General features: G+C 66.4%; 10 protein-coding genes. 5 read left to right on the forward strand and 5 right to left on the reverse strand.

The window, feature by feature from the left end:
* Positions 1 to 136 precede the first annotated feature (136 nt).
* Together B4E96_RS03335 and B4E96_RS03340 are read left to right on the forward strand one after the other, a co-directional pair.
* Positions 137 to 496, forward strand: a complete 360-nt coding sequence (locus B4E96_RS03335; RefSeq protein WP_170274283.1) for a BlaI/MecI/CopY family transcriptional regulator — start codon at positions 137 to 139, stop codon at positions 494 to 496.
* A 16-nt stretch (positions 497 to 512) separates the two neighbouring features.
* Positions 513 to 1394: a M56 family metallopeptidase gene (locus B4E96_RS03340; RefSeq protein ID WP_286956368.1), complete on the forward strand. Its 882-nt coding sequence runs from the start codon at positions 513 to 515 to the stop codon at positions 1392 to 1394.
* A 10-nt stretch (positions 1395 to 1404) separates the two neighbouring features.
* Here B4E96_RS03340 and B4E96_RS03345 read toward each other — a convergent pair whose 3' ends face one another.
* Positions 1405 to 3525 (reverse strand): DNA gyrase/topoisomerase IV subunit B, encoded by a 2121-nt coding sequence (locus B4E96_RS03345; protein ID WP_286956369.1) that lies wholly within the window; start codon positions 3523 to 3525, stop codon positions 1405 to 1407.
* Positions 3526 to 3660: 135 nt separating this feature from the next.
* Between B4E96_RS03345 and B4E96_RS03350 the strand changes: the two genes are divergently transcribed.
* Positions 3661 to 4515 carry an N-acetylmuramoyl-L-alanine amidase gene (locus tag B4E96_RS03350; protein ID WP_217004546.1) on the forward strand — a complete coding sequence of 285 codons (855 nt, stop codon included), beginning with the start codon at positions 3661 to 3663 and terminating at the stop codon, positions 4513 to 4515.
* 87 nt (positions 4516 to 4602) lie between these two features.
* Here B4E96_RS03350 and B4E96_RS03355 read toward each other — a convergent pair whose 3' ends face one another.
* Together B4E96_RS03355 and B4E96_RS03360 are read right to left on the reverse strand one after the other, a co-directional pair.
* Complete coding sequence (locus B4E96_RS03355; protein WP_286956371.1) at positions 4603 to 6264, reverse strand: RNA polymerase sigma factor; 1662 nt, start codon at positions 6262 to 6264, stop codon at positions 4603 to 4605.
* A gap of 236 nt (positions 6265 to 6500) precedes the next feature.
* Entirely contained in the window at positions 6501 to 7784 is a 1284-nt protein-coding gene (locus tag B4E96_RS03360; protein WP_170274288.1) for a DUF4192 family protein, read from the reverse strand.
* Positions 7785 to 7923: 139 nt separating this feature from the next.
* Here B4E96_RS03360 and B4E96_RS03365 point away from each other — a divergent pair, with 139 nt between their 5' ends.
* Together B4E96_RS03365 and B4E96_RS03370 are read left to right on the forward strand one after the other, a co-directional pair.
* On the forward strand, positions 7924 to 8700 hold the full coding sequence (locus B4E96_RS03365) for a spermidine synthase (protein WP_286956372.1): 777 nt from the start codon (positions 7924 to 7926) through the stop codon (positions 8698 to 8700).
* Positions 8701 to 8821: 121 nt separating this feature from the next.
* On the forward strand, positions 8822 to 11065 hold the full coding sequence (locus B4E96_RS03370) for a HelD family protein (protein ID WP_170274290.1): 2244 nt from the start codon (positions 8822 to 8824) through the stop codon (positions 11063 to 11065).
* Positions 11066 to 11274: 209 nt separating this feature from the next.
* On the opposite strand, the gene nrdR is transcribed toward B4E96_RS03370, so the two are convergent.
* Complete coding sequence (gene nrdR / locus B4E96_RS03375; RefSeq protein WP_102160528.1) at positions 11275 to 11733, reverse strand: transcriptional regulator NrdR; 459 nt, start codon at positions 11731 to 11733, stop codon at positions 11275 to 11277.
* Positions 11733 to 13073, reverse strand: coding sequence for a histidinol dehydrogenase (gene hisD / locus B4E96_RS03380; RefSeq protein ID WP_286956373.1), 1341 nt, complete (start codon positions 13071 to 13073; stop codon positions 11733 to 11735). Before hisD ends, nrdR begins: the two co-directional genes overlap by 1 nt.
* Between the last annotated feature and the right edge of the window lie 17 nt (positions 13074 to 13090).

Consider the following 13090-nt stretch of genomic DNA (forward strand, 5'->3'; position numbering starts at 1 on the left):
CCCTGCTGTGCCCCTGAGCTTTACTGGGAGGTGGCCTGAAACGGACACGCCGTTTTGGACTATGTCAGGTGCTCATCATTATCAGCACTAAACTTTTGCTAAAAGCAGGCGAAACCACGACAGGGAGAGTACGTAGGTGGCAACTCTGGGTGAACTCGAGCGCAGTGTCATGAATGCGCTGTGGAACTCAGTCGACGGGATGACCGCTGCCGAGCTCCGGATCGCGCTGGCTGACCGCGACCTCGCGCTGACGACCGTGCATACTGTTCTCACGCGCCTGGAGAAGAAGGGCTTCGCTCGTCGAGACCGCTCCGAGCGCCCGCACCGCTATCTTGCGCTCTCCACTCGCGAAGAGCACGTCGCCGAGCTCATGAATGAGGTCCTCGACCAGGCGTCGGACCGCCAGGCTGTGCTCGCGCGCTTCCTCGGCACTGTCTCCGATTCCGACACGGCATTCCTCAGTCGGCTCCTCCAGCGCCGCGGCGCCGACAGCTGACAGTCCCACTTCCCTGATGCTCTTCAGCGCAGTGCTGCTCACAGCGCTCGCGGTAGTCCTTGCCTGGCCGATCCCCCGGCTCTTCGCCCGTTACCCCGGAAGCCGTGACCCGGCGGCGCGTCTGCTGCTGTGGCAGGCCATCGGCCTGGCCGGCGGGCTGTCGCTGACGTCGGCGGTCCTCATCCTCGCATTCATGCCCTTCACCCGAACCCCGGGACCGGCAGATGAGCGCAGCCTCAGCGCTCTCAGCTGGTGGAACTGGCTACTCGTCGGCCTGGGGGTTGCACTGCTGCTGCGTCTGCTCAGCAGCTTGGTGAACCACTGGATCAGGGTGCGGCGTCAGCGTCGTCGGCATGCGGAACTTGTCGCGGTGCTCACCGAGCCGTCGCAGGAGCTGCCGAATACGAGGATCCTCAAGGTCGATGAGCTCGTCGCCTACTGCCTGCCGCAGGGCCAACACGGCACCACGGTGCTCTCAACGGGATTGATCGCCGCCCTCAGCCCTGCTGAACGCGATGCTGTCGTCGCGCATGAGCGCGCCCACCTGCGCAGCCGACACGAACTCGTCGTACTGCCCTTCGCCGCTTGGCAGCATGCACTTCCCTTTCTGCCGGCCGCGCGCCAGGCGCTCGACCAGGTGACCCGGCTCATCGAGGTGATGGCCGATGATGTGGCCCGCCGCGAGGTGCCGGCTGATGACCTTGCGGCCGCTGTCCGGGAGATGAGCCGCATGCAGGCCGGACATTACAGCCGGACTCTGAGCGCTGAGCGGCTCGCCCGGTTGGAGCATCCGCTGCCGCAGCCGTCTGGGGCGCTGCGCTCGGCAGTCGTCATCGTCTCGGCAGCGCTGGTCGTCAGTCCGCCGGTGGTCGCGCTGGTCGAACTGCTCAGCGTCTGAGCAGCCGTGATCAGGCGTCGATCTTCTCGGCGTCGAGGACTGCGGCACCGGAGACGATGAACTGCTTGCGGGGTGCGACCTCAGAGCCCATCAGCAGTCCAAACGTCGTCTCCGCGGCTTCTGCATCGGCCATCGTCACACGCCTGAGCGAACGCAGCTGCGGATCCATCGTCGTCTCGGCCAGCTGGTCGGCGTCCATCTCGCCCAAGCCCTTGTATCGCTGAGGGGTCTTGTACGCCTTCTTCAACCGGTCGAGCTTGCGCAGCTCGCGGGTGAGCTCCTTCTCCGAATACGTGTAGATGTAGTCGTTGGCCTTGCCGCGGTTGATCACCTCGATGCGGTGCAGCGGCGGCACGGCGGCGTAGACGCGGCCGGCCTCGACGAGCGGGCGCATGTAGCGGAAGAACAGCGTCAGCAGCAACGTGCGGATGTGCGCGCCGTCGACGTCGGCGTCGGTCATGATGATGATCTTGCCGTAGCGGGCGGCATCGACGTCGAAGGTGCGGCCGGTGCCGGCGCCGATCACCTGGATGAGGGCCGAGCATTCGACGTTGGCAAGCATGTCACCGACCGAAGCCTTCTGCACGTTGAGGATCTTGCCGCGAATAGGGAACAGCGCCTGGAACTCAGAGTCCCGGGCCTGCTTGGCGGTGCCCATCGCCGAGTCACCCTCGACGATGAACAGCTCGGATCGGTCGAGGTCGTTCTTGCGGCAGTCGTAGAGCTTGGCGGGCAGGGACGAGGATTCCAGCGCAGTCTTGCGCCGCTGATTCTCCTTGTGCGTGCGCGCCGAGATCCGGGACTTCATCTCGGAGACGACCTTCTCCATCAGCAGCATCGCCTGCTGCTTCTGCGGGCGCTTCGTCGAGGTCAGGATCTCCCCGAGCTGCCGGTCGACGGCCCGGGCCACGATCTGACGCACGGCCGAGGTGCCGAGCACCTCCTTCGTCTGGCCCTCGAACTGCGGTTCGGCCATCCGCACCGTGACGACAGCTGTCAGGCCGGCGAGCACATCGTCCTTCTCCAGCTTGTCTTTGCCGACCTTGAGCTTGCGGGCGTTGGCCTCCACGGCCTTGCGCACGGTGCGCAGCAACGCGGTTTCGAAGCCGGCGACGTGGGTGCCGCCCTTGGGTGTCGCGATAATGTTGACGAAGCTCTTGACCCGGGTCTCGTAGTCCCGGCCCCAGCGCAGCGCGATGTCGACGCCGACCTCGCGTTCGACTTCGGTCGAGACCATATGGCCCTGATCGTCGAGGACGGGCACGGTCTCCTTGAAGGTCTCCGAACCTGTCAGCCGCCAGGTGTCGGTCAGCGCTTCGTCATGGGCGAGGTGGTCGACGAACTCGGAGATGCCGCCGTCGAAGCGGAACTCCTCGGCCCGGGATTCGATGATCTCGCCGGTCTCGTCGCGGGCGATCCCCCGGTTGTCGGTCACGCGGATCGCCAGGCCCGGAACGAGGAACGCCGTCTGGCGGGCGCGGTCGATGAGCGCGCCGTAGGTGAAGTCGGCGTCCTTGAGGAAGATTTGCGGGTCAGCCCAGTAGCGCACGCGGGTGCCGGTCACGCCGCGCTTGGCCTTGCCGACGATGTCGAGTTCGGAGGCCTTCTTGAAGGGGGTGAAGGGGTTATCCGGGGACGGCTCGCCGCTGCTGTCATCGAAGCGGCCGGGCTTGCCGCGCTGAAACGACATCCGGTAGATCTTCGAGGCACGGGTGACCTCGACGTCGAGACGCGCCGAGAGCGCGTTGACGACGGAGGCGCCGACACCGTGCAGTCCGCCGACGGCAGCGTAGGATCCGCCGCCGAACTTCCCGCCGGCGTGCAGCTTCGTCATGACGACCTCAACGCCGGTCAGCCCGGTCTTGGGTTCGATGTCGACGGGGATGCCGCGGCCGTTGTCGGCGACGGTGACGGAACCATCCGGGTGCAAGGTGATGTCGATGTCCTCGCCGTGGCCGCCGAGGGCCTCGTCGACGGAGTTATCGATGATCTCCCACAGGCAGTGCATGAGCCCGCGCGAATCGGTCGAGCCGATGTACATTCCCGGGCGTTTGCGCACGGCATCAAGCCCTTCGAGGACGGAGAGCTGACGCGCTCCGTATTCCTTGTCCGAGGCCTTCTTGACTGCCACGCTTCCACCCTTTCGTCGTCGCTGGTGCTCTGCGGTCACGGCGTGCCGCCATCAGAGTCTATGCGCTCAAGCGGCCGATCGCCTGCTGCCATGCCGTGCACCGCAGGATCGGCGCTCCGCTACGCTGGACGAGTGATGACCTCCCCTCCCCTGGCGCGTGCGACCGGCGCAGTGTCAGCCGTGCTGCTCAGCGCTGGCATTCTGCTCACCGGCTGCGGCAGCGACCCAGCCTCGGCGCCCGAGACGCCAGCCACCTCGGCGCCGGTGACGACGCCGGTGGCAGGCGAGACGGTCGGCTCCGGCTCGCCGAGCCCGTCTGCGACTCCGGAGGTGCTCGACGGCCTCACGATTGCGCTGGATCCCGGCCACAACGGCAAGAACAGCAGGAACCCCTCGGAGATCAACCGCAAGGTGCCCGACGGCAGGGGCGGCACGAAAGCCTGCAACACCACCGGTACCGCCACGGCCGGTGACTATCCGGAGCACGCCTTCACCTTCGACGTCGCAGAACGTGCCAAGCAGCTGCTCGAAGACGCCGGCGCCGAGGTGGTGATGTCGCGTTCCGATGATGACGGCGTCGGCCCGTGCGTCGATGAGCGCGGCCAGTTCGCCGGTGAGGCTGATGCCGATGCGCTCGTGAGCATCCATGCCAACGGCACCGAAGACACCTCGGCCAAGGGATTCCATGTCATTGTCGTCGACGATGCCGTCCACGACGGTGTCGAGGAGCCCAGCCGGGCCATCGCCGAGCAGATGGTGACCTCATTCGAAGATGCCGAGTTCGCTCCGAATCCCGCCTACGGCAAGGACGGGATCGTCGCCCGCACCGACATCGCCGGGCTCAACCACGCCGAGGTGCCGGCGGTGATGATCGAATGCGGTGAGATGCGCAACCGGGACGAAGCCAAGCTCATGGAGTCCGAAGATGGCCGGCAGCGCTACGCCGAGGCGATTGTCACCGGGCTCGAAGACTACTTCGCCCAGCAGTGACACCGGGAGCCGGTCGGACGTCGGGTCGCTGATGACAGGAGCCGGGTCCCAGAGGGAACCCGGCTCCGTGCATCTCTGTCCGATGTGTCAGTCGAGGTAGTCGCGCAGGACCTGCGAGCGCGAGGGGTGGCGCAGCTTGGCCATCGTCTTCGATTCGATCTGGCGGATGCGCTCACGGGTGACCCCGTAGACCTTGCCGATCTCATCGAGGGTCTTCGGCTGGCCGTCGTTGAGGCCGAACCGCATCGACACAACGCCGGCTTCGCGCTCGGAGAGCGTGTCGAGCACCGAGTGCAGCTGCTCCTGCAGCAGGGTGAAGCTCACCGAGTCAGCCGGGACGACGGCTTCGGAGTCCTCGATGAGGTCGCCGAACTCGGAGTCGCCGTCCTCGCCGAGCGGGGTGTGCAGGGAGATCGGCTCGCGGCCGTACTTCTGCACCTCGATGACCCGCTCCGGGGTCATGTCGAGTTCCTTGGCGAGCTCTTCCGGGGTCGGTTCGCGACCGAGGTCCTGCAGCATCTGCCGCTGCACGCGGGCGAGCTTGTTGATGACCTCGACCATGTGCACCGGGATGCGGATGGTGCGTGCCTGGTCGGCCATCGCACGGGTGATCGCCTGGCGGATCCACCAGGTGGCGTAGGTCGAGAACTTGAAGCCCTTGGTGTAGTCGAACTTCTCGACTGCGCGGATGAGGCCGAGGTTGCCTTCCTGGATGAGGTCGAGGAAGAGCATGCCGCGGCCGGTGTAGCGCTTGGCGAGGGAGACGACGAGGCGCAGGTTGGCTTCGAGCAGGTGGTTCTTGGCCAGCCGTCCGTCGTGGATGATCCACTTGTAATCGCGGACGTCCTTGGCTTCGGTGACCTCTCCGGCGTTGAGCAGGTGCTCGGCGTACATGCCGGCTTCGATCCGCTTGGCGAGGTCGACCTCCTCTGCGGCGTTGAGCAGCGCGACCTTGCCGATGAGCTTGAGGTAGTCCTTGACCGGGTCGGCGGTCGCACCTGCGGACACGACCTGCTGGGCCGGCTGGTCATCGTCGTCGGTATCGGAGACGACGAAGCCTCCGGCCTCCTTTACGGCCTCGTCCTTCTTCTCTTCCTGAGCGTTCTTCGTCTCAGTCTCGCTGGCCAGGGCTTCTGCCTCGAGCTGCTCGACAGGTGCCTCAGGTGCTGCACCGTCGGCGCCCTTGGCGGCAGCTGCGGCGTCCTTGACCTCAGCGTCGAGTTCGGCGTCCTTGGCCGTGGTCTTCTTCGCCGCCGTCTTCTTGGCGGTGGTCTTCTTCGCAGCTGTCGACTTCGCGGTGGTCTTCTTGGCTGCCGTCGTCGAGGTGGTCGACTTCTTGGCCGCAGGCTTCTTCTCGGCTGCTGTGGTCTTCTTCTCTGCGTCCTCAGACTTCTTGGCGGCAGTCGTCTTCTTGGTCGCGGTGGTCTTCTTCGCCGTCGACGTCGTATTCTTCTTAGCAGTCGACTTGGCAGTCGTGGTCTTCTTGGCACCGGCGGAGGAGGACGCGGCCGTTTCCTTCTTGGCGGTGGTGGTCTTCTTGGCCGCTGGCTTCTTCGCAGCGGTCGTCTTCGCAGCCGTGGTCGACTTCGCGGTGCTCGTCTTCTTCGCAGCGGTGCTCTTCGCTGCGGGTTTCTTCGAAGCGGCCGATGCCTTCGCCGTGGTCGTTGCCGACTTCTTCGATGCGGTTGACTTCGGCGAAGTGTCCGTCGATGCGGCAGTGGTGCTCGAATCCTTGGCGTCTGTCGGCACTGGATCACCTTTCGGAGGAGTCGTGTCTGGCCCAGCTGACACTCTTCGAGCATCAGTAAGACCCTTGTCAAGCAGGGCGAGCCTGTGGACAGCTCGTCCGCCTGACCGGGTCAACACGCCATTCTGGCACGATATTCCCCACTGCGCTAATCACACGCACGCAGCGGACCGATTGACAAGACCTCTTCCAGGTGATGTCTGCCACACCACCTGGCAGGCGCGGCTGATCCGACAGTTCAGCCCTCCAGCACGGGAGGATCATCTCTGTCGAACGAAAGCTCCTGCGGCTCAGGCTCCTTGCGGGGCGGCAGTGCCGCAACAGGGGCGGATCCGGATCTCAACGTCGCAGGCTCATCACCCAGGATCTGTTCGGGCACCGGTTCATGCGCCCACAGCGGCAGCGTGGGCGTCATGACCGCTCGGGAGACGAGCCTGGCGAGCGTGCACGTGCTGTCGATGGTCAGCGCATTGCGGGCGAAGCACAAGGCGAAAGATGCACGCCCGATCGACCATTCCATCCAGGCGATCATCGACAGCACCGCAGGCAGGTGCTCCATCCGCACGTAGGTGGCCATCATCTTGAGCAGCAGGATCCCGTAGGCGGACGCGCGGGCGTTCGGTCGCCGTGAGCTCAAGCCCGGCAGCTCGGCGGTAGCTTCCGCCAGCGGGGCGACCGCCTCGGCGTAGGCGGCGAACTCGCCAAGTTCCAGGCGCCGCATGTCCTCGGGCAGAAACGCGCTGTGTTCGAAGCTCACGAGCATCAGCACCGCATCGCGACCCCACTTCTCCTGACACAGAGCCTCCAGTCCGAGCACCGCCTTCGGATCCGGAGCCGGAAGCGTGTTGAGGCTGTGCTGCTGACCGGATTCGATGAGCTCGGCATAGCGCAGCACCTCAGCCAGCCACGCCTCGAACAGCTCATCCCGATCGTGGGTCACTCCCCGGGTGCCGGTGATGACGCTCTCGAGGGCCAGGTCGCATTCCGGCAGGGCGGTGGCGGCTGAGAAGCTTGCGAAGGGGTCACCGTTGGCGCGGCTGAGCTGGCGGAAGGACTGGGTGCGCTCAAGCTCGCAGACCGTCCCCGAGCGCATGCCCGCTGTGAAGGAGCCGTACCCGAGCTGTGAGACCCACCATGCGCTGTGGGCGGTGAAGCCGGTGCACTCCAGTGCTTCGCCGATGAGCTTCAGGGGCACCGCATAGTGATCGAAGACATTGTCGAGCAGATCATCTGCCCAGCGCGCTCGCGCCGCTCCGTCCATGTCAGCGGAGAAGAGCACCGGGATGACGTACTGCGATGCCGAGACCCGGGCTAAGGCACAGACCGGTTCGAGCAGGTCCGTCTCGGTCGCAGCGGCGACGGCCTCGAAACCGAAGTCGATGCGCAGGGCCGGACCGAAGCTGATGCGTCCGCAGTCATGGTCGTAGCTGACCAGCACCAGGGACTCGGTCGGCTGATAGGTCAGCAGGTGCGGGACCGCGCTGATGAGTTCAGGGGCGAGGTGTTCAGGAGCAGCATTCATGTCCTCACTGTGTGCCGTGCCGCCGCTGCGGGCAGCGGGCCGTGCCCCGGCTGTGGACAGCGGCAGGCTGTGCACACCGACGCCGACCAGTCGTGCCCGGCTGGCGTGCAGCAGTCGCCGGCAGTCTACAGTAAGGCGCATGGGACGCAGACGGGCCAGGGACGAGGCACAGCAGCGCGAGTACGTCATCTCCACCGGCACCGCACGCATCGAACCGGTGCCAGCCGAACCCGATTCGTGGGTCCTCTACGTCAACGGCGTGCCGAGCTCGTGCATCACGCTCAGCGACCCGACCCGCCTGGACTTCGAGTACCTCGACTGGATGGCCCGCGCGATCGATGCGCTCTTCGGCACAGGTCAGACCCTGCGTGCTGTGCACATCGGGGCGGCCGGCTGCTCGCTGGCCCGCTACATCGACGCGACCCGGCCCGGGTCCCGGCAGACCGCCATCGACATCGACCAGAAGCTCCTCGAATACGTCCGCGAGTGGTTCGACCTGCCCCGCTCCCCTGCGCTCAAGCTGCGCGCAGGCGACGGTGCGGTCGAGATCGCCACGTTTCGCGACGACGCCCTCAGCCTCGTCGTCCGTGACGCGTTCAGCGCCGATGAGACGCCGGGCCAGCTTGCCGACGACACGTTCTTCTCCCATGCCGCGCGCACGCTTGGACCCAAGGGCATCTACCTCGCCAACATCGCCGACTGTCCCCCGCACGCCAGCGCCCGCGGAGAGCTGACACGGATGCGGCAGCACTTTGCGCACATCGTGCTCATCGCCGATCCCAGCCAGCTGCGCGGCCGGCGATTCGGCAATCATCGCCCTCGCCTCGGGAACGGACATCGACGACATCGCACTGGCCAAGACGCTGCGCGCCGGCCCTGCCGTCGCCTCGGTGCTGGCGGGCCGGAAGCTCGCTGACTTCTGCGGATGGCCGGCAACAGGCAGGTGAACTCCTCCTCAATTCTGTGCAGCCGACATGCCTGTGGTGACGGGGGCGTAAGAACACGGCATAATTGATTGCCGACCAGAAAGGCGGAAGGTGAGCGAAGAGACCGAGATCAGCCACGAACAGCAGCACCTCAACACCGTCTACGCGCGTCTCGACGCGTTGCGTGAGGAGACCGCTGCCAGCCTTAACCACGTGCGCCGGACGCATGTCGGGGGCAACCACCAGAACCGTTCCGAACGCGATGCCTTCGCAAGCATGTATGAGGATCAGCTCATCCGCCTGCGCAATGCCGAAGAGGGGCTGTGCTTCGGCCGCATCGACACCGTCACCGGCGCCACAACCTACATCGGGCGCATCGGGATCTCCGCTCAGGACCGCACCCAGCTGCTGATGGACTGGCGGGCCCCGGCCAGCGAGCCGTTCTACCGCGCGACTGCCGAGAACCCAGGTGACCTCACCCGCCGCCGGCACATCGCTACGCGACGCCGCCGAGTCATCAGCGTCGAGGACGATGTCCTCGACCTGTCGGCGCTCAGTGCCCAGCAGCGCGCCGGGCTGCACGGCGAAGGCGCTCTCATCGCCTCCCTCGACGCCCATCGCACCGGCCGGATGGGCGACATCGTCGCAACTATCCAGTCCGAACAGGACCGCATCATCCGCCGTCCCCTCGATCGGCTCGTGGTCGTACAGGGCGGACCGGGGACCGGCAAGACCGCAGTCGCGCTGCACCGCGCGGCCTACCTGCTGTACCAGCACCGGGAGCGCATCGCAAAGTCCGGTGTGCTGCTCATCGGGCCCTCGCCGGTATTCCTCAAGTACATCGAGCAGGTGCTGCCCAGCCTCGGTGAGACCGGTGCCGTGCTGCTGACCCCCGGTCAGCTCATGCCCGAGGTCAACGCCACCGCCCACGACACCGCGCCAACGGCTGCGGTCAAGGGCGACCTGCGGATGGTTGAGGTCATCAAGCGGGCGGTGCGCGCCTACCAGCGGGTGCCCGACGAGCCGCAGCAGCTCAAGACGATCAGCCACACGATCACCATGACCCCGGCGATGGTCAAGGAGGCCCAAGACCGGGCACGCCGCAGCGGCAAGCCGCACAACGGGGCGCGCCTGACCTTCGTCAAGCATCTGCTCAGCCTCCTCGCCGGAGCGCTGGCAGCTGCCAAGCACTATGAGCCCACGCCCGAGGTGCTCGCTGAGCTGACCGACGAGCTGCGCCGGGCCCGCGACGTGCGGGTGGCGATCAACCTGTGCTGGCTGCCGCTGAGCCCGCGCGGAGTGCTCGATGCCCTGCTGAGCAAGCCGCACCGGCTGGTGCCTGCCGCCGATGGGATCCTCCGTATCGAGGAGATGGCCCTCATCCGCCGTGCCCGCGGCGGGAAGATCACCGTTGAGGATGTGCCGCTGCTCGACGAGATCGCTGAGCTCATCGGGCCCAGCAGCGAGGTGCTCGAAGCCCAGGAGCAGGCCGGCACCCCGAATGCGGAGCTGGAGTACGCCCAGGCGGTCCTTGAGATGACCGGCACGGGTGACATGGTCTCAGCCGAGACGATCTCCCAGCGCTACCAGCAGGACACCGATGAGCGCACGCTGGCCGAACGGGCCGCGCAGGACCGGGAGTGGACCTACGGTCACCTCGTGGTCGACGAGGCGCAGGAGCTCAGCCCCATGCAGTGGCGGGTGCTGTTCCGGCGGGTGCCGAGCAAATCGGCGACAGTCGTCGGCGATCTTGCCCAGGCGTCGACGATGGATGCGACCCGCACCTGGTCCTCGGTGCTAGCCCCGCATGTCGGCGATCGCTTCGAGATGGAGGAGCTGACGGTCTCCTACCGGACGCCCGGACGCATCATGACGGTGGCCAACGAGCTGCTGCAGGAGTACTTCCCGCAGCTCTCCGTGCCTTCACCGGTGCGTGAGGGCACCTATGATCCGCTGGCTGAGGGCTTCGCCGACATCGAGTCGCTGTGCCGTCAGCTGCCGGAGATCGTACGCAGCGAACGCGCCGAACTCGGCGGCGGCCAGCTGGCTGTCATCGCGATGCCTGAGCACGTCGATCGTGTCGTGGCGGCGCTGGCATCTGATCCTGATGTCGACTTCGCTGCAGGTCCCGCCGGCATCGATCACGCCGTCGCGGTCCTCGATCCCAGTGAGGTCCGGGGCCTCGAATTCGACAGCGTCATCATCGTCGATCCGGCCTCGATCGCCCCTGCCGGCAGTGCGGCAGGAGTCGGGCAGCTGTATGTGTCGCTGACCCGTTCGACGGCACGGCTGAGGATCCTCAGCATCGGCGATTCGGTCCTCGCACCGTTCATCGCAGCAGCGGACCGCACATAAGATCCGTTCGCGCCTCGGCAGCCTCATCGGCTGCTGAGGCGCTCGATCTTTGGGGCAAATTAAAAGCCGCCCGTGGCGTCGGCTTCCCCTCCGATGCCACAGGCGGCGTGCGCCTTGGGCGCACGTTTTATCTTACACATACTTCTGGTCGTTTCACGAACCGGATCCAGCTTCTTCTCACAATTCGTTCAGCCGGGTGAGCGGGATGCTCATGCTTCTTCGTCGCGCTCGGCGCGCAGCGATTCGATCGCGGCTTCGAAGTCCTCCAACGAGTCGAAGCTCTGGTAGACGCTGGCGAATCGCAGGTAGGCGACCTGGTCGAGTTCGCGCAGCGGTTCCAGGATCGCCAGGCCGACCTCGTCGGCCTCGATCTCGGCGATGCCCTGGGAGCGGATCTTCTCCTCGACCTGCTGGGCGAGTTTGGCCAGATCGTCCTCCCCGACCGGTCGGCCCTGGCATGCTTTGCGCACACCGGCAACGACTTTCTGCCGGGAGAACTCCTCGGACACGCCTGAGCGCTTGACGACCGACAGGCTGGTGGCCTCCATGGTGGTGAACCGGCGGGAGCACTGCGGGCACTGACGGCGACGGCGGATCGACGAGCCGTCCTCAGCCGTGCGCGAGTCGACGACGCGTGAGTCAGGGTGGCGGCAGAACGGGCAGTGCATCAGGCCTCCATTCCCGGCTTGCCGCGGCGCAGCCGGACGGCCTCGCCGTGGGCGAGCAGGTCTTCTGCGGCTGCCAGCGTTTCGATGTGGTCGGCGACCTCGGCCAGTGCCGCAGCTGGGTAGTCGATGATCTGGCTTCCCTTGAGGAAGGACTGCACGCCGAGTGCTGAGGCGTAGGCGGCGGTTCCGCTGGTGGGCAGCACGTGGTTCGACCCGGCGCAGTAGTCGCCGAGGGCCACCGGTGAGAACGGGCCGATGAACACAGCACCGGCGTTGGTGATCTGCTCGGCTGCTGCCTGCGGGTCGCTGACGAGCACTTCGACATGCTCACCAGCGTAGGCGTTGACGACGGCCAGCCCGGCCTGCCGGGAGGCGACCTTGAGGATCGCGGACTGCTCCCCGGAAAGTGCGGTGCGGATGCGTTCGGAATGCGCAGCAGCAGCTGCCTGGCGCGCGATCTCCTGCTGCACGGCGTCGATGAGGTCCTGGCTCTCGGTGACGAGCACGGAGGCGGCCATCGGGTCGTGTTCGGCCTGGCTGATGAGATCGGCTGCCACAAGTGCTGGGTCTGCGGTGTCGTCGGCGAGGATGATGATCTCAGTCGGGCCGGCGATCGTGTCGATGCCGACGACTGGGCGCACCCGTGCCTTGGCGGCTGCGACGAAGGCGTTGCCGGGTCCGGTGATGAGGTCGACCGGTTCGAGTTCTTCGCCGTCGTCGAATCCGTGGGCCAGTGCGGCGACAGACTGGGCGCCTCCCATGGCCCACACCTCGTCGATGCCGAGCAGGGCGGCAGCGGCGAGCACTGTCGGGTGGGGCAGGCCGTTGGCCTGCGGGGGCGAGACGATGGCGATCGAGTCGACGCCGGCGGCCTGGGCGGGAACAGCGTTCATGATGACGGTCGAGGGGTAGACGGCCAGCCCCCCGGGGACGTAGAGGCCGACGCGTTCGACCGGCAGCCAGCGCGATGTCACGGAGCCGCCACCGGAGAATGTCGTCGTGGCTGAGGAACGCCGATCGTTCTCAGCGACTTCCCGGCAGCGGCGGATGGTCTCCTCCAGTGCTGCGCGCAGTCCGGCATCGAGGTTCTCGCAGGCAGCGGTGAGCTCCTCGGCGGGCACGCGCAGCAGGTCCGGGCTGACGGAGTCGAACTTCTGTGTGTACTCCAGCACGGCAGCGCGGCCGCGGGTCTCGACGTCGTCGACGATCGGGATGACCGCCTCGGCTGCGGAGGCTGAATCGAGGCGGGCACGCGGCACGGACCGGCGCAGCGTGCGGCGGTCGAGCGGCGTGTCGGTGAGGTCGAGGACATTCATGAGCGCGTGAGTCACGCGCTCCATTCTACGTCCTCTGCTTT

This window comes from Brevibacterium sp. UBA7493 (assembly GCF_002479565.1).
GTDB lineage: Bacteria > Actinomycetota > Actinomycetes > Actinomycetales > Brevibacteriaceae > Brevibacterium > Brevibacterium luteolum.